The 18,304-nt window shown below is 29.5% G+C and carries 17 protein-coding genes; all 17 read right to left on the bottom strand.

Annotation, left to right across the window (positions count from 1 at the left end; genetic code table 11):
* Positions 1 to 7 precede the first annotated feature (7 nt).
* Positions 8 to 1,381: a restriction endonuclease subunit S gene (locus tag PZ898_RS22810; RefSeq protein ID WP_277694314.1), complete on the bottom strand. Its 1,374-nt coding sequence runs from the start codon at positions 1,379 to 1,381 to the stop codon at positions 8 to 10.
* On the bottom strand, positions 1,381 to 3,639 hold the full coding sequence (locus tag PZ898_RS22805) for an N-6 DNA methylase (RefSeq protein WP_277694313.1): 2,259 nt from the start codon (positions 3,637 to 3,639) through the stop codon (positions 1,381 to 1,383). The genes PZ898_RS22810 and PZ898_RS22805 overlap by 1 nt, the downstream gene beginning before the upstream one ends.
* The gene (locus PZ898_RS22800; RefSeq protein ID WP_277694312.1) at positions 3,623 to 3,847 is read right to left on the bottom strand and encodes a helix-turn-helix transcriptional regulator; all 225 of its coding nucleotides are present in this window, start codon (positions 3,845 to 3,847) and stop codon (positions 3,623 to 3,625) included. The genes PZ898_RS22805 and PZ898_RS22800 overlap by 17 nt, the downstream gene beginning before the upstream one ends.
* Positions 3,848 to 4,010: 163 nt before the next feature.
* Positions 4,011 to 4,307, bottom strand: a complete 297-nt coding sequence (locus tag PZ898_RS22795) for a hypothetical protein (protein ID WP_277694311.1) — start codon at positions 4,305 to 4,307, stop codon at positions 4,011 to 4,013.
* Between the two features lie 541 nt (positions 4,308 to 4,848).
* Positions 4,849 to 5,607: a T9SS type A sorting domain-containing protein gene (locus PZ898_RS22790; RefSeq protein WP_277694310.1), complete on the bottom strand. Its 759-nt coding sequence runs from the start codon at positions 5,605 to 5,607 to the stop codon at positions 4,849 to 4,851.
* Positions 5,608 to 5,635: 28 nt separating this feature from the next.
* The gene (locus PZ898_RS22785) at positions 5,636 to 5,797 is read right to left on the bottom strand and encodes a hypothetical protein (RefSeq protein WP_277694309.1); all 162 of its coding nucleotides are present in this window, start codon (positions 5,795 to 5,797) and stop codon (positions 5,636 to 5,638) included.
* Between the two features lie 12 nt (positions 5,798 to 5,809).
* Positions 5,810 to 7,009: a DUF2130 domain-containing protein gene (locus tag PZ898_RS22780; protein ID WP_277694308.1), complete on the bottom strand. Its 1,200-nt coding sequence runs from the start codon at positions 7,007 to 7,009 to the stop codon at positions 5,810 to 5,812.
* Between the two features lie 26 nt (positions 7,010 to 7,035).
* Positions 7,036 to 8,940 (bottom strand): type IV secretory system conjugative DNA transfer family protein, encoded by a 1,905-nt coding sequence (locus PZ898_RS22775; RefSeq protein ID WP_277694307.1) that lies wholly within the window; start codon positions 8,938 to 8,940, stop codon positions 7,036 to 7,038.
* A 15-nt stretch (positions 8,941 to 8,955) separates the two neighbouring features.
* A complete protein-coding gene (locus PZ898_RS22770) occupies positions 8,956 to 9,717 on the bottom strand; it encodes a DUF5712 family protein (protein WP_277694306.1) in 762 nt (253 codons plus the stop codon).
* Between the two features lie 12 nt (positions 9,718 to 9,729).
* Positions 9,730 to 10,134, bottom strand: coding sequence for a BfmA/BtgA family mobilization protein (locus tag PZ898_RS22765; protein ID WP_277694305.1), 405 nt, complete (start codon positions 10,132 to 10,134; stop codon positions 9,730 to 9,732).
* A 141-nt stretch (positions 10,135 to 10,275) separates the two neighbouring features.
* Positions 10,276 to 11,109 (bottom strand): toprim domain-containing protein, encoded by an 834-nt coding sequence (locus tag PZ898_RS22760; RefSeq protein WP_277694304.1) that lies wholly within the window; start codon positions 11,107 to 11,109, stop codon positions 10,276 to 10,278.
* Positions 11,110 to 11,507: 398 nt separating this feature from the next.
* Positions 11,508 to 12,746 (bottom strand): primase-helicase family protein, encoded by a 1,239-nt coding sequence (locus PZ898_RS22755; RefSeq protein ID WP_277694303.1) that lies wholly within the window; start codon positions 12,744 to 12,746, stop codon positions 11,508 to 11,510.
* Between the two features lie 261 nt (positions 12,747 to 13,007).
* Positions 13,008 to 13,295, bottom strand: coding sequence for a helix-turn-helix domain-containing protein (locus PZ898_RS22750; RefSeq protein WP_277694302.1), 288 nt, complete (start codon positions 13,293 to 13,295; stop codon positions 13,008 to 13,010).
* 131 nt (positions 13,296 to 13,426) lie between these two features.
* Positions 13,427 to 14,734, bottom strand: a complete 1,308-nt coding sequence (locus PZ898_RS22745) for a hypothetical protein (RefSeq protein WP_277694301.1) — start codon at positions 14,732 to 14,734, stop codon at positions 13,427 to 13,429.
* Complete coding sequence (locus PZ898_RS22740; protein ID WP_277694300.1) at positions 14,725 to 15,948, bottom strand: site-specific integrase; 1,224 nt, start codon at positions 15,946 to 15,948, stop codon at positions 14,725 to 14,727. Before PZ898_RS22740 ends, PZ898_RS22745 begins: the two co-directional genes overlap by 10 nt.
* A 150-nt stretch (positions 15,949 to 16,098) precedes the next feature.
* Complete coding sequence (locus PZ898_RS22735; RefSeq protein WP_277694299.1) at positions 16,099 to 17,661, bottom strand: recombinase family protein; 1,563 nt, start codon at positions 17,659 to 17,661, stop codon at positions 16,099 to 16,101.
* Positions 17,662 to 17,680: 19 nt separating this feature from the next.
* On the bottom strand, positions 17,681 to 17,842 hold the full coding sequence (locus tag PZ898_RS22730; RefSeq protein WP_185151953.1) for a hypothetical protein: 162 nt from the start codon (positions 17,840 to 17,842) through the stop codon (positions 17,681 to 17,683).
* Between the last annotated feature and the right edge of the window lie 462 nt (positions 17,843 to 18,304).

Here is an 18,304-nt window from a genome sequence, read left to right as displayed (position 1 = left end):
GATTATTTTACTGAAAAATAGCTTTTTCAAATTCTTCGCTGGCTTGATGTATTAAGAGTTCCAATTTATTAGTACTTACTAAAGCAAACTCTCTCAATCTTTTAATTTCTTTTATGATTGAGTCTTGTTTAGCAATATTATTTACAACTGGAATTTCAATCTTTAACAGATTACTCACTCCTAATTCTGTTTGTTTTGTTGCCTGTGCAGACTTGATTTGATTTACTTGATTTTGACCAAAAGCACTATTAAATAATTCCACAAATAATTCAGGATTCATTATTTCTTTGTTGAGCCTTAATAACAAAATATGACTATCATATATAAAACCTTCAAACTCTTTTCCCACATAGCTAGAACGTCCAATAGTTCCTTCTCCAGTTGAATTAATAATAATATCTCCTTCTTTTGTAAAGAACTTTCGATCAATATTATTATACCACTCGGGAACTACTGTTTTAACAAATCCTATTTCTATTTTATTCCAACGATTACATTTCTGATTCAGAATATATTTATCTGATTTATCGGCATATTTTGGACTTTTACCCCTAAAAATATCATCAACAAGAGATTCATATTTACTCAAAGGCTTTAATTTATATTGTTTACTTTCAAAACCAGAACTTGAAAAAACTTTATCAGTTCCCCATTCTAAAATATCTTTAAACTCAACTACATTCAAACCTTTTTTATTCTCAGTCTTATTACAAATACTAATTCCTAACTCAGTAAATAAATACTTCTCAATTTCTAGGTCAATATTTTTCACTTCCTCTTCAAGTTGGGTAGCTTCATTAATTTTAGAAAAATAAGCATCTACAATTGCTTGTTGCTCGTCAATTGATGGTAAAGGAATCTTAAAGTTTAGAAACTTATTAATGTCTATTCTTTGTCTATTTGTAGTACCGCTACTGCATGATTTTGCTAATTCTATAAATACATTCGTTGTAGTTAATAAAAAGAAAAAACTAGGATTAATTAAATTATTATTAATATCGAAAATTGGAAAATCGTTTGTTACAATTGCACCATTCAGACAACTAGGAACTATTCCAAATGCACCATTTCTAGCGTCAATTTTTGACATTATAAACTGACCTTTTGTAGCAATATATTGTCGTTTTACACCTATTTCACTTCCTTTCAATTCATCTCTAAGAATAACACCCTTAGAATATAATTTTACAGTTATACGTTTATAATTTAACTCATTCTCAATCTGAATTATATTCTTACTCCTTTTTAGAATTTTTGATATTGGTATAATTTCAAAGTTATTTTTAAAACTATTACTTTGTTCTTTTAAAAATGCAACACTCCAAAAATTTAGATTAACTAAATCAGTGAAACTGATCATCGATGAAATTTCTCTATTCATTAGTTATAAAAAATTTCAGGCTCAGACACCACGTTATTTTCTGTTACAGAAATACGATAGATTTGGTTTTCTATTACTTCGTATTGAATATCTTTGAATAATGTATTCCATAATTTATTTTCCGTATGGTATTGTTTAAATTCCTTGGCTAATGGTTCTAAATCATTATCAATTTTAGCACCTGTCGTGCTGATACCTGCTTTTTCTACTTCTGCAATAGGAATTTGGTAATTGAATTTATCTTTTACCATAGCCTTTATCTCCGTTTCTATTTTTGCTTCAATGACTTTCTGCTCTGCTTTCAACGCTCTTTTCTCATCATCAGATAAAGCTTCTTTTCCTTTCTTTGTTAAGTTTTCTTTTATTTCTTTTAAACGAGAATCGTGGTTGGCTTTTACTGTTTTATTCACCTCTTTTACAATCTTATCGTACATTATTTGTTCTTCTTCAGTAAACTTTTTAAAGAATAACAGACTTGGTTTTACGGTAGCACCACTTGCAATAAATACATCCTGCGGAATGGACGTAACCAAAATAATTTTAGCTTTTCCTTCTACAAAATCACGCACTTTTTGCAAATTAGTATTGTTTAAAACTCCCTCTGGTAAAACAATCCCCATGCGTCCACCTTTTTTTAATAAATTTAAACAGCGTTCTATAAATAAGACTTCTGTTAATGTACTCATTTTGCCTGTTTCGAATAGATTTAATAAAGGCTTACCGATGTTATTGTTGACTTGTTTCAGTGCTTCATCGTAAGCGAATCCGTATTCTTTTCTATATTTTTCAATACGTTCTTCATCAGTATATTTATCAGCTTCGGTAATTTTTAAAGTCTTTTCTACACGAGCTCCAAATGGTGGATTGGTTAAGATGACATCAAAGCGATTTTCAAAAATCCCGTTAACATTTAATAATCCATCATTATGATGTACACCACCGTGACCATCACCGTGCATAATCATATTCATTTTTGCAGTACGACTCATACGAGGGTTGGCATCCGTCCCATAAATACAAATTCTACTTAATTTGTATAACCTACTCTTATCATTATTGATATCCAGTTCCGCATTTAATTTAGTGAACAAATCAGTCACCACATCGTCAACTCTTGCTTTCTCTTTTTCAGAAAGTTTTCCGTAATCTTCGGTATAATATTGTTCTTTGATTTTGTCTTTTGCTATTTGAATTTCAGCTTCAATCTTCGCACGCACATATTCAAAGGCTTTAATTAAAAAACCACCAGAACCACAACAAGGATCGCAAATGGTTTCGCCTTCTTGCGGCTCTAATACATCAACCATAAAATCGACCACCGTGCGAGGAGTAAAAAATTGCCCTAATTCCCCTCTAAAAGTTCGACCTAAGAATTGTTCGAAAGCAATTCCTTTAACATCATCAGATGTTGTAGAAAGGTTATAAATCTGTAATTCTTTTATAATTGCTTCAAAACTGTTTTCTCTAATACGAATTATTTCGGTTGGTTCAAATAAATCATCATCTTTATAGTTTTTTTTAACATTTGTAAACAAAGCTTGATAAAATAATTCTTCTTTATTTATTATAGAAGACAAATAATTACTTTTCTCTTTTTCATAAACTTCTAAATTAAAAATATTTCCTTCATTATTTTTTCTTTCATATAATGTCTTTATAAAAAGAATTTTAGAAATTTCATCGAAAGCAGCCTCAGGTGATAATTTATCATTATTGCGAATAATGTTGTGGCATTTAAATAACGTTTTACTAAAATCTTCTCTTAAAAATTCATTTGTTTTTTGTAATAATTCTCCAATTTTTGATTTACTTTGAGCATCTTCTTTACTTGGAATATCTAATATTTCTTCTATATTTAAAGAGTTCGTTTTGAATGTTTTAGAGAATATTTTAGTTTGCTTTGAATTAGTCGCAACAAAAAAATCAGCTCCTATGTTTTTAGACAAATTAATACCTTTAAAATAATCTTCTTTTCTAATTATTATACTATCGGATTTACACTCAATAACAATCAAAGGTTTATTATTATTTATTTTTTCTTCTAAATTTCTCCAAACAACTATATCATATTTTATCGAATCTAAATTTCTTAATTTAATTTTATTTGAATAATCTTGCTCAATTTGATTAAGATCATATCCATATGAATTAACTAACCTAACAATATAATTTTGCCTTACCTCTTCTTCTGGTTTCAATACTAACCATTCATCTTTTAAAGGAGCATAAATTTTGTTATCTTTAATTTGAACTTCCATTATACATTGTTGAGTTTAATAATTCTTTAATATCAATTTTTAATAACTTAGCAATTCCAGCCATAGTTTCAATGGATGGTTGCACCTCGTTTCGACACCATCGAGAAATTGTAGTTTCGGATTTGTTGAGCTGACTAGCAAGCCATTTACTTGTTTTTTGCTTTTCAGCAAGTACCGCTTTAAGTCTATTAATAGGTATTTCTTGCATAAAAATATACATTTTGTGTAAAGATAAAAAGACTTGCATAAATGCAAGTCTTTTTTTAAACTTTATTCAAATAAAAAAAATTCAATTACAGTAAACACCCATTTATTCACCAGAATTAAATATTGAGTATATCTGTATAGTTTTAATATAAAAAAAACTATTATTATTCGAAAAATCTTAGTGGTTTAATTGTAATAACCAATCTGGTATCTCCATTTTCTGATACAAGACCTTTCTTATCAATAATTTTAAATAAATCATTATCAAAATCTTTTACTATATCCCTTTCAGGTTCTGAACAATATGCTCGGAACTCAAAATAATCATTTTTGCTTAATAGTAATAGTAAATCTTTTGTTTTTTCAAGAAAGAAATCATAGCCTGCTCCATCAATCCAGTACTTCTTAGAATTGTCTGATAAAATTGTATTTGAAAGATCAAACTTAATAGCAATATCCATATCTGTATTTTTAGTTAAAAAACATCCTTTAATTCATCAATTTATTACTATTATTTTGAATATCCAAACCAAAAGGAATCTATATTAGTATAGCATTAAATTAAATCACTTTCAAGTTCGGATTCCAATAAACTGGTTGTTTTTTAATATCCGATAAAATCTTTTCTAAATCATTTCTTAATTCTTCTAAATCTCCATAATTATCTAAAGCAACCGAATCTTCTGTCCATGAAATATTTTTCCAGATTTTTCGTTGAAGTAGACTTCATGTACTCCATAAAAAGGCGTTTCCGTTGTTACTCTATTAATAATTTGATAACGCCAAAAAATTGTATTTTCCATTAATATTTATTTTTTTTGAAAAAATATGCTTATTTTTAACAACGAAAAAACAGGGTAAATAAAATCTGAACAGCTTAACGGCAGGATTTCCAAAATCTGAACAGTTTTTTCATTTTAAGTTAGTAATAAACTTATAAAAAATCCATCTCGAACGATTTTGAAGATGGATTTTTTGTCTTAAAGATTATAATTCATACGATTAATTAACTATAAATTTATGGGTAGTATTTTCTGTTTTAAGAAAATATATACCTCTAAATAGGTTATCTATTAATATTGAATTGCTTTTCAAGTTTGATTTCTTAATCAGTCTTCCTTCATTATTATAAATATGGATTTCATTTACCTTCTTATTAAGATATAAATATTCCCCGTTTTGAATGGGATTAGGATAAATTAGAAGTTGAGAATTCTTATTATCAACTTCATTGACTGTCAAAGTTGAATAACATGTCCAAGATAAATCATCAATTGCTATTCTTTGTCCAGTATTAGGATTTACAATTTTCAGAACAAAGTCACCAGCAATATCTATATTCTCAATTGTTGTAGTGATAATATTAGAATTAAAAGGTATCGTTCCCACCTGAACATTGTTAATTTCTAAAATAAGAGTTCCGGGATTTCCGGTAAATTTTAGTTGTGTAGTCACTGTAAGGCTTTTAATCCCACCACTAATTAAAGAACTTGAAAGATTCCCATTTCTTACAACAATAGCTCTATTATTAATTGTCTGATCAGTTCTAGAATCAGATGCTGTCCAGGTAATATTATTATTTGTCCATGTGTTGGTTTCAAAAATACTGGAACTTGCAGGAATACTTTCGAAATTTTCTGTTCCGCAAGAAAAATAGTTTGACTTTATTCTAGCTTCAGTATTAATAGATTTGGAAAAAGAAGGGAAAAGAGATAAAACTAGTGATGCCTTAATAATTGAAAATTTAAATTTATTTTTCATTTTTTTTAATTTTTAATTTTGATTAAATTTATTGTTCGCTACCAAAAAGAGCTTTATCCAGCTCTTCGTATTTAACTTTAGTGCTTTCTTTAGGTTTATCCTTACTAACAATAATAAACACAGACAGAATTATTACCAGATTTAAGATTAAAAGTCCTACTATCAGATAATTGTTATTTGGTTTTCTCATAATATTTCAGGTTTAAATTTCTATTGGAAGTTCTAGTTGCTTAATTGGCTTTATTACATTCCCAGCGATTCCTTTGATCGAATTGTACATATAACTTGTTCCAGTCAAAACTTTTTCGATTCTTATCTCACGCCTCTTCCAAATTCCTTGCATAGATCTTTTTTCAGAATCTAATTCGGTTTTCATTTCAGTAAATGCCTTTGTTATAGTTTCAATGTGATTCCTAAAGCCATCACCAGAAAGGTAGTTGTATAGCATTTCCATTTTTTCTCCTTTATTTTCTTGAGCATTCAATACTGAAGAGATTTGTATTATTTGCTGTCTTAAAACAAAACATAAGGACTTGAATTCTGGATATGTACATATCCAAATTCCCTCAATTTGTGTCATTCTTTCATAACCTTTTGGTAATACATTAGTCACTAAAACTCCAATATTGGCACCTTGCTCCTGCATATCATCTTTGAATTTGCTGATCCAGCTTGCCTGGAACTCCTTTGTCCTTTTACTTTCATAATAAATAGTTCCACAATTTTGAAATGTATTAGTATTTATTACTTGAATACAATCCGCACCTCTTTTTCCGTTTTTAATATCATTTACGGTATCAAAAGGAAAATTTGATTTCAGCCAGTCTTCAATAGCAAGTTCTTGGACTTCACCTTGTAATTGAACAGACCCCTGCTCTGCCTTTCTTTGAGCTTCAGAAAGTTGCTTACTTAAATCATCAATAATTTTTTGACTTTCTGAGAATTTTAATTCAAATTTTTCATATTCTTTTTTTGCTATTTCCCCTCTTTCAAGGTTTAGACTTTCATTTAGCTCTAATTCTATTTCAGTTCTCAGATTATCATTTTTACGCTGAAGCTTCAAAACCTCTAATTTGAGAGAACTGTATTCTTTCAGTTTTTCATTTTGATCATCAAGTTCTTTTTGCATGATTTTAAAACTTTCAGAGTTTTGATCTTCTAATTTTTTCTTTAATTCAGCTTCCTTTTCTTCATATATTTTTTCGTACTTTCTTTGTAAATTAGCTTCATTTCTAAGCATGCTTTCAGCTATTTTCAACTTTGCATCCTCTAATTGTTTGAATTTTTCTTCATATTCTTTTTTTGTTTTAAGCTCAACTTTTTGATATAGAATATTCTCGACATCAATTTCTTTGGAACAGTGAGGACAGCAAACGTATGTTGTCTTATTTTCTGTATTCATATTTTAAAATTTAATTGGTTATTTTTTTAAAGACTTCGTCCGGAAACGTTTCTAACATTTCTTTCATTTTCATCATATACTGAAGAGGAATTTTCTTCATCCACGATAATGTTTATTCCACTAAATTCTTCTGAATCATTATCTGTTGATGGATTCATTTCCCTGGAACGAGTTTGAGACCCCTCATTACTTTCTACCTTATTTTTGAAAACAGATACAATTTCATTGACTTCGTCCCTAACCTTTTCATAATAATCGGTAATAACGAAATCAGGATGATTCTTAAATTGAGAGTTTATCTGATATTCTAATTTCTTTCTCTTAACAGGCAAAAATTTCTCATGAATATAGGCTTCAGAACTTTCGGCAACTCTTCCGATGAATTCACCAACCGGTAGCTCCATAAAAACTGAATTTCTGAAAACGTCTCTTTCCTGTACAGATCGGCTTTGACCGACATTCCTTTTAAATGGATTTAGAAAATGACGTGAAGTATTATTACTTTCAAAATATTGATCTTTTTTACCAAACTGTTTACTGAGAATATCTGCAGTATGACTACTGGAAACCTGTCCGTAAAAATGGTTAAGACAACTTGCAAATAATACATCTGCTTTTTCTTTTGTGTAACCGTCCGTAAGTTGTGAAAGATCCTGACAGAAGAACATACTGGCTATTTTATTACTTCTTCCTGTATTTGGTAGAGTTTGGATATCATTAATAAAGACAGTAGGAAACTCATCTAATAAAACAAAAGAATGATACTTATTTGGTTGATTTAACTGTTTAGAAGCCACTGAAATCACCAAACTACATAATGGAGCTAACGTTGATGCAATAGATGGATTATTGCCTACAGTTAAAACAATTGGATTATCCGGATTATTAATATTTAAATCAAAATCCTCTCCACCGAAAATATACATAAATTCAGGTGTATTTATTTGTGCAACTGCTCCCTGTAATGAACCTACTACCCCTGCTAATTGCGAATTAGCCTCACTTTCTAAAGCTGTTGCAAGGGATAAAATCATTGCTTTTGTTTCTGTGTTTGAAGACAATAAGGCAATTAGGTCGTTGTGATTGGTTGCTATTAGAGCCAAGGTGTGTGGTAAGTCACAATATTTGGGATACTCTCTTTTCAGAAACCATATACAAGCGGTTAACAAATCTGTTGCAGAACGTGACCAAAAATCCTCTTTCTTAATAGATTCTTTCATCAAATTTTTAGTGATGGCAGAAGCGTATTCCCTTGCATATGCTGAATGTGGCAAATATTTTGGATTTAAAGGATTGCATCTATGGCTTTTAAGTGAATCATTAAAATTTAAAACATAATGCTTAATATCCGAATCTGAATAAAAAAGTTCTATATCATTTGCCAGTGCCGGATACTTAAAATCATAACAGATACCGGCAAACTGTTTTTGCGCTAACTCTCGTATAAAAGGAACTGCAAAGCTTTCAGATTTTCCGGCTCCAGGACCGCCTATTACCAAAATCCCACGAAAAGGATTAGGAATTTGAACAGTTCTTTTTTTAGTTTGTAGAATTAGTCCCTGAAATTCTTTCTTTGAACCTTTGAATAATGTAAAGTCTTGAAATTGTTTATTAATAAAAACAAAAGGGTAAAAAATTAGCTTTTTATAAAAATTGAAAGGCACTTTCAATGGTGGAATTAGAGATTTTACGATCCAGAATTGAATCAGAATGTATAAAAGCTCTGCATATCCGAAACAAACTCCTACAACTAAAAATTTTAATCTTGACAAAAGACTCGCATCAGGGGATATCACCACTGAAAATCCATAACGAGATATATCGTATAGAAATGAATTTATACCTATAACTTTCATTCCTAACGTATAAAGGACTAATAAAATCATCCCCACAATGACAAATTTTATTATTATAATTGGATCTTTTTCCATAATTTTTTAATCGTTTTACAGGCTTAAGCCTTGGTTATTTTTTTTATTTTGTTCAATAGTTTTTTTTATTTCGACTTCCTTAACAGATTCCTGTTTCATAGCTTTTATAATAGCCTTTCTTTGCTCTTCAACAGTTCCGTTTTTCATCGCATTACAATATTCAAAAGTCTGTTTATAGCTTCTCTGAAAGGCAAATTTTTTATCAAATGATTCTTCTACTTTGTTAATGAAATTTTTCCGGTCAAAACCGCCAGTTACCTGACCTTTTCTAGTATTTTTATGATTAGTCATCGGAGAAAGCTTCATGCTATTATTTTTGGATTTTCTGCTTACAATAATGTGGATATGAGTATCTATATTATTTTTCTGCTTCCTTTCATGATGAATTTTACCATAGTACATAAGATCTTTCGCTTGTAAGCCTTTCCCAAAATTTTCAGCATATCTTTGCATTACCTCCTTTCTGACAAAATCCTTCAATGCATCGCTTCGTTCCTTTGAATCTTTTCCAATTAACTGTAACTCTTTTTCTGAAGGGCTTACCGTAATAACAAAGAACTTTGCATCTTTTTTCCCGATTGCTTTTTTGTTGTTGTCAATAGCTTGAATTACTTCAGACGAAGAAATTTTATTTTGATCATGAGAAAAAAAATGTTCAACTTCTTTTCCCTCCTTTACCCTTTCCATGTCCTCATGCTCCAAATAATTAACAAGACTTTCAGAACTTCCAGAGTTGGCATATCTTCCATTGCCTCCACCTTGAATTTTAACGTTCATATTTATTCTGTTTTAGCCTTTGTCATTTATTGCTTTTAAGGAATTTTTAGTTTCCATAGCAAAAGCATTAAACCCTCTTATGAAATCATTAAAATGTTCGATTTTTAAAATTTTAGAAAGATCATTTTTAATTCTTTCTTCGCTTGATACGATAGCTTCAAAACTTGGTTTTATAGTTTCTTTTTCTTGTGTCTTTATAAAAGCAATAACTTGATCAATCCGTTTTATTACTTTTTCAAGCTCCGCTTTAGATGATTCATGTTTGGTTGGATCTAGTCCGGTGCGCTCGAAAAAGTCTAAAGAAATTGTTATAAATTCTTTTTTTGATATACCTTTTCTTCTTACAAATTCTTCCAACCTCTTTAGGTCTTCTTTAGAAATTGCGATAGTTGTATTTTGTGTACTTCTCGTTTCCATTATATTGATTTATATATAATTATCATGATGAATAAAGGCTTTCAAGAGGTTTATATATTGACGGTATATTGACAATAAATAGATTATTTTCGTAACTTGTTGACGGTTAGTAGTTTCCCCGGAGGGGCAAGAGGAAAGCAGTTACTTTTTGCAAAAAAGTACAGCTTCCTCTTGCTGGATAAATCCACTCTTATTAGCCACGAGAAATTCATTAAAATCCTTGTAGTCTTTATATAGAAAACTATAATCCGTTGCTTGAGAAAATTCTGACAACAGGAAGTTTGTTGCTTTAATCCCGGCGTTGTCACAATCTAAAAACAAACAGATTTCAGAATACTCCTGGATGAAATTTTTCACCTTACCCAACATTGAAATTGAGTTTAGAATAATTACGTCAAAACAAAAATCTTCCTGAAGTTCAATGAATGATAATGCATCTATAAAACCTTCGAATACTAAAACTTTATCACTGTTATTAGTAATTACAGATATATCTTTTTTTAAAATAGAACCTTTATAAAATGTATTTCTAAGTTCCCATCCTCCGGATAAATTTTGAATTCCAATTGCATAAAGCTTTTTAGAGTTTATTGTAAATTTTACTTCTTTCAGATATGGATACACCTTTTTTGACAGCCCCCTTTCATTAAGATATTTTTTTAGATTCCAATTCTTGATCTCATTCACTTCAGTAATTGTATAATTTGAAGGTAGAGAATCCATTTGCTGATGAAAAGAAGAAAAATTTTGATCCTTTGCCCAGGATAGAACTTCGCTAATACTGGAATTAAAATATTTCTTGACAAAATCTACGTTGTTCCCTCCAATACCTTCTGAAAATAGATACCATTGATTTTTCCTTTTATCAAGTTTAAAAGAAGCTTGCGTTTCGTTACCAAATGGACTTAGATACCAGGCTTCTTTTTCGTTTTCTTTATTTGGAGAGTACCCAAGCGAAAAAAGAATATCTTTCAATAACACTGCGTTAAATCGTTTACAGTTCATTTTTTTTATTTTGATTAGCAGATGATTGTGTTTCTGAGATAAAAGGATTCAGATACAAGACTTTTTTTTCATTTTGCTTACTTGGAAGTTGTCCTATAGAGCATAGTACCTCTTCCAATCTAATAGAATTAAATTGTTTACATTTCATATTGTAAAGTTTATGGGTTTGTCTGTGTAATAATTTTGTTGAATTGTTGAGGAATCCCAATAAGTAACTGATTTTAAATAAATTGAACACTCAACAAATGCTCAACAATTCAACATATTTTAGAGTTTCATTTCAACAAATACTCAACAAAAAGAATACTTTATAAGTTTGTTGAGGATTTTGTTGATTTATAAACAATTGATTTTCTTTTCCTTATCAATTAATTCAACATTTCAACATATTTTTGTTGTACAAAATCTTTTTTTACAGTGAAAAATCTACCAACAGAATTATTTCTATAAAAGATTCCAGAGTAATCTATATCATATCTGATATATGTAAGAGCATTACTTTGAGGACTCAGTTTCCAATTATCTTTAAGAATGTTTCTAATATCATTTCTTGTCCAATAAGTTGATTTAAACATTCGATTGAGCATATTTAGAATATCCTGAGGAACAATACTAATTTCAATATCATCGTTGCTTTCAAAAAACTCATATAATAACTCAATTATTTTAGATTCTAGTTTGTTATTATTTTTGAATACTAATTTCTGTAGTGCCTTTGTTCGTATTTCTTCAGGTTTAAACCACATTCTTGTACTTTTAATAGTATAAAATGATCTCTTAAGAAGAAATTGCAAAAAATGTGGAATTTCAGAAATCAGGTTATTAAGAAATTCGGTATTTTCGATTTTAATAGGTTTTATCTTGATGATCCAAAATCTGATTTCATTTTCGTCTATCTGAATAAAATTGTCTTCATTATTCGAACAAAGAATAAATTTTGCAAAAAAGTCAATTTCTTCTCTATCTTTTCCTTTGGCTTCAATTTTATCCTTATTGGTAGTGGATAAGTACTTTAACCTTTCTGTGATTTCTTTTTTATCGAAAAAAACTTCATCAATCGCTACTATTAACATTGCAGCCCAATCAGCATTAAATTGGCTTCCAAAAGAATCTCCTTTTATGTAAGTCATATTTAATCCAAACATAGCCTTTAACCACTTGATAAAAGTTGATTTTCCTGTTGATCTTTCCTTGCTGACAAGACATAAAATTGGAAGGATCTGTGTGGGGTTTTCTAATAAAATTTTTAAATAATCTAATCCAAGTTCCAGTTGCTCACCAAATATATGCTCCATAAATTTCAAAGAAAAAGGTGTAATTTCTTTAAGATTTTCAAGATTATACTTTTCTTTAGCTGGAGGATATGGTATAGCATTATATATATTATAAAATCCTTCTATTGTTTGTTGATAATTCAAATGGTTTGGGATACAACAAAACCCATCATACTTAGGAACTTTTGAAACATAGGATTTACCGTGATCAGTAATGATCGTTTCCCTATTCCACCGTACAAGAACTGAAGATTTAAAGCCCCAAATAGAAGGTCTTTCAATCGTCTTATAATAAACCACACCCACTCTCAAATATGGAATTTTATCACTCATTTTCTAATTTCCTATTTATTTTTTTAATGACCTTTTGAAATATTAAAACTCTCTTTGAAAAAATTTTCTTAAACATTTCACTAAAACTATCTTTATAGTATTTCTCAATAAAATTGTCTTGAACCAGAATATTACAAGCCAACCTCTTAAGATGGTGTCTTGACAGTTCCGGATCTCTCTGTATAGAATTTAAAAAGTCTTTTCTGGTTTTATTATTTGGAAGAGAATCTAACTGTTTAATTAGTTCATGTAATTCATTCATTACATATCTGATTTCTTACGATTCCTTCTACCATATTCCAGAAGTTCTTTTTTAGAATAATAAAATCTACCACTGAAATTGTAATATGGAAGATTCTTATTTTTTCTCCAATCAATAATTGTTGGGATAGAAACATGTAAGAATTTTGAAGCTTCAGTCTGAGATATGAGATCTTCGGGCTGGTTTTCTTCGTTTTTTGAAGGTACCATGAAACCTTGGGCTTTGTTGAGAATAATCTCAACTGCTTTTTCTAAATCATTTTTAGAATGTGAAAAAAGTTGCAGCATTGTATATTTTTTTTAAATTCATTTTAACTAAGACAAATTTATTTAAGCGCTATCACGCAAAAAAAAATTACCATTCACATGGTAATTTCTACAACTCTAAAAATGTTATGAATAAAGCTTTAAAGAAAAAATTATTTTAAAACAGGTAATCTGTTTTCAATCCATTCTAATTGTTCTTTACTAAGTTTATTTTGATTCTTATCAGCTTGTTCTAATGTGGAAATTTTTAATTTGACTCCAGTTATTTCCAAAAGTATCTTAGCAAAACTTTGTCTGCTATAATTAATCAGTTTTCTATTTTTTAAGTGCTTAAATAAACGCATCAAATCTTGTAGTTCTTTGGGCTTTATAGTAGTTATTTTCGGTAGAACTCTCTTTTTATTATCGTAAAACATTTCTATAAATCCCTTAATTTCGATTTTAAAATTCACTTTTCTATCTATATCCGGAATTGTAAAATTTACAAAGCTATCAATATAGTTACTAAATGAATTTTTATCAATAAGAACTTTTACTTTATTTATTTCCCAAAAGATGTCTAATTTATGTGCTTTGTCATATAGATCTTTTTTATATTTTTCTGATTGTCTTACTTTCTTTTCTGTAAAATCAAGATTAAATTTCAAATCACTTACCAATGTCTTCTCATTAAATTTATAGAAAAACTCATCAATAAATATGTTGTAAATAGGGATATCGATAATGTCTAATTTAAAGTCAGAATTAATCAATTTCCCTTTTAAAATATTAAAAAAGGAATCATAATTCTGTGCTAACGATTTCAATTGAGAAATACTATAAATTCTAAATTCATCATTTCCAATTCTACGTTTAACATTATCAGGAAGTCTTTTTAATGGTAAATAAACTCTATTGGTAATCTCTTCAAAATATGAATTTGAACTTTCATCAAGACTACTCCCAATAATCAATGAGATATCCTTATTAATTATAGAATTCAACTCTTCAAAATTAAATATAAAAGGACTTAATAATAATAGATCGCTTTTTTCCAATAACAAGGGCTCTTCAATAACCTTACCATCATAATATTGGTAAAGTTTATTGTCGAGAATAACCTTACTCAATAATACCATAATCTCAGCCCTATAGAATAAATAAGTATATAATATAGCCTCCTCTTCATTTCTTACATTATAGATAAATTTATCAATTTCATCATACGAGGTGAAAATAATATAAAGTGACAGTAAATGTTTTTCATATTCTTTTAAAACTGTTAAGTTTTTCTCAAAAAAAAATTCAGATTCTTTATATAGAAAAAAGAATTTAGAATAGTCATCTAGGTACGATAATTCATCATACTTTTTCAATCTCTGAAAAAGATCTTCATTTTTTTTCAAATATTTTTGAATGTGTATTAAAGATGTATTTCTTACATCTAAATATCTTAAGTAAGTTAAATTTTCTAGTTCCATGCCTTATCCATTTGATCATCAGTAAATGCTTCAGTCACTTTCATATATTTATCTAGAACAGCATCTTTCTTAATATTCGCTATTTTTTTAATTGCTTTCGGCTCCATACCTAAAAGGAGAGAATTTGTAATAAATGTCTTCCTGGCTGTATGGCTTGTAATAAATTTACATTTAGGCTTTGTCAAAGATTTTTTTTGATTGCCCACAAACCAATGTATTGTGAAAGGTTGCGTAAGTTCTGCTTTCTCACAACATTCTTTTATGTATTCATTGAATTTTTGAGATGAAATATATGGTAATGGCTCGTAAATAGTGCCTTTATACTTATTCAAAATCTCTTTTGCATATTTATTAAGCTTAATAGCATGATTTTGAGTTTTCGTCTTTTGAATGGATAAAACAATATGCTCTTCAGAGATATTTGCCAGGTGAAGCTTTGAAAGATCTGAAAATCTTAATCCGGTAAAACATCCCATACAATAAAAATCTCTTACATGGTTTAATCTCTCGGTTTCAAATTCTTTATTATAAAGAATCATCAGTTCGTCAAAAGTCAGATAAACAATATCGATATCATGTTCTGAAGCTTTGAAATCTTCGAATTTGCGGTTTTCGTTATAGCCTTTTTTAATACTCCAGCGAAGCATTGTTTTAATTACCGCAATAATTTTAGCGAAGTAGTTATTTTTAATCTTCTTTTCAAAAAAACAATACTTGGATAATTCTTCAAAAAAATAGTCGTCAATACTGTCAAATTCAATTTTGAAATTTTTGTCATTCTGAAATTCTTCAAGAAAGTTTTTAACCGTGTTTTGAGCTTTCGTTGTATTGTAGGCTTTTGAAAGTTTGCCACTCTCAATAAATTCTTTAAAACAATCAAAGAAGTCAAAATGAGCAGTTTTAATTTCTTCTTCACTATCATATTTCTTCAGGAATAGTTCTTTGGAGAACTCTAGCTTATTTGCCCGGAAAAAGAAAAAGATATCATTGATTTTCTCTTCAGCTTTCTGAAGCTTATCATTCAAAAATTGGTAATTATTACTTGGTTCTTTTTTAGCATTCGGTTTAACTCTCGAACCACTCCAATATTTTTCCAATACTGAAACTCCTACGTTTTTCCTTATTCTTTCTCCTTCAGCTCTAACAACAAACTGAACGGGTATTAATCCATTTGCATTAATTTTCTCTTTTCTTAATTCAAAACTTACTTTCATTTCAATTAAACCTAAATTAAATAAATTAAAGGGTGGCTAAAAAGGTGGTTCATTTTGAAATTAAGTGAATGAAAAATCAAACAAAATTCTATTTCAAAATTCTACACTATTCAAATATACTGATATTTAGATAGTTTAAGAACACTAAAATTAACTAAAAATATACGGTAGTTCGGTCCTGGGTACAAGACTGGAAAGAGGTGATAATTCACTTTCTTTCCGGTTTTTTTTCGTGCCTAACTCATTGTTTATCTGATATATATAAGAGAGCAAAACATTGGGCCGGGTGGTTCGATAATGATTTTTTGAAAATTGCAATTTTTCAGGAAATATCGAACCAATTATTTTACGTTTTACCTCGATATCCCCATCAGTATAGACTTTCCCGAGGTCTACTAGGTTCGATAATGCTTGGTCTAGTAGTTTTTGAAAATCTATTTTCTTATTATCTTTTCTTTTAGTTAATTTAGCTTCGAGCTTTTCAATTTGCCTTTTACAGTCGGTCTTAATTTCAAGATAATCTTCATCATCAATTACCTCCTGCATCAGTTTATTTCTTGCCTGTTTCAATCTGCTGTTTAAACGATCTATTTCTAATAGAATTGCTTTCCTTTCTTTTGGGGGATTATTGATTAATTTTTCAAAATTTCGCTCCAGCATCTTTTTCAAATAATTTTTTATAGATGCGCGCATTTCCAATGACTGCAATATCTCTAAAAATTTAGAATTTAGAATTTCAGATTTGTAACGGTATGAACACGGAGACTTGCAATGGTAGTAATAATATTTATTTCCCGAACGTCCCGTAGATGCACTACCGGTAACCAAATGACCACATTCTGGACAAACTAGAAAACCTCGTAACGGTAAATTATCGTCAGACAATATTTTTACGTTGGGTCTGGCTGGATTGACATTTCCATCCATTATACATTGAACTTTTTCGAATAATTCTTCACTGATCAAAGGCTCATGAATACTTGTAACAAAATGAGCCTCCTCTTCATTGAATTGTTCCACGTAAATTTTCCCACAATATGCAGTATTGCGTAAACTAGCAAGAAAGGCACTTATCTTAACTGACTTTCCTTCCTTTCTGTTCATCATATCCATTATCTGGCTCGCTGAATATACGCCTTTGGACATTTCGTTAAATGCCCACTGCATGTTAGAAGCTTCCGGTTCCTTCGGGGTTACATACTTTTTTCCATTCTCCGTTATTCTGTTAACATAGCCGTAAGGTGCCCTTCCCATTAATCTGCCTTCTTTTTTAGCACGGCGCATTCCATAATAAGTATTCAAAGCGCGCCTGTCGTTTTCAACTTCTGGCGCAGCAAGATATATAGCCAACATCATTTTATTTTCTGGAATTGAAAGATCTAAAGGTTGTTCAATGGCCTGCGGTTCTACGTTAATTTTCCTAAGTATATTAATCATTTGATAAGCATCTCCAGCATTCCTGCTGAAGCGATCCCATTTTGTAAAAAGCAGCAGATTTGTTTTTGAGCTTTTTCTCTTAAGTGTATCCAATAATTTGATCCACTCTGGTCTATTAAAGGTCTTTGCTGAATAATCTTCATAAATGATTTGACCAATTGTAATGCTATTGTTTTCACAGTAACGTTTCAATCGTTCCTCCTGATCTCTTTGCGAGTATCCCTTATCTGCTTGCTCATCAGTTGACACACGAATATATAAGTCGGCTTTTTTCATATATAAATCTTAGAAAATATTATTGTTCTAAAAAATTCTCAATTGTAATTTTTAAGATCATCGTCAGAAAGCTTAAAATATCTTTCGCCTCTTCAATGCTTAACTCAGTTCCCTCCTCTTCTTTAAAAATTTTGATAATCTCCTCAACGGTTATATTACTAATTTCAACTTTCTTCTTCATACCAATACTTTTTAATAAAAGTATTGGACAACTGTTCTGAAAGTAAACCCAGACACTTATCTGATGTATTTGGCTTTTAAATATAAATGTGTGACGCTTAAAAACACCTAAAATCAAGCGAAACACTTAACATCCACCATCAGGTAACAAAAATTTTATTTGCAAAAGATGTGATTACGTTTAAATTTATTTTTTAAGTGCAACAAGAGAAAATTGATGCAAAGAAATTCATCATTCTTAGATTCAACTAAAATACAAATAAAATCAACAATGTTAACTTAAACATTTATTTCATATACAAAAACAGGTTATTGACTGTTATTAGACTTAATATTTTCCATAAAAAAACCGGTAAAAAGGCAGCTAAGGTATTGTTGTCAGCCATCTGCTAATTCCACCAAAAGACTACGGCATAAACGGTTTCCTCCCTGAAGGTACCCTCCAATTATTCCGTTTCCTTTT

The sequence above is a fragment of the Chryseobacterium sp. WX genome (assembly GCF_029542485.1).
GTDB classification, from domain to species: domain Bacteria; phylum Bacteroidota; class Bacteroidia; order Flavobacteriales; family Weeksellaceae; genus Chryseobacterium; species Chryseobacterium cucumeris.
Note: the sequence above shows the minus strand (reverse complement) of the source record. Positions and strands in the feature narration are given on the sequence as shown.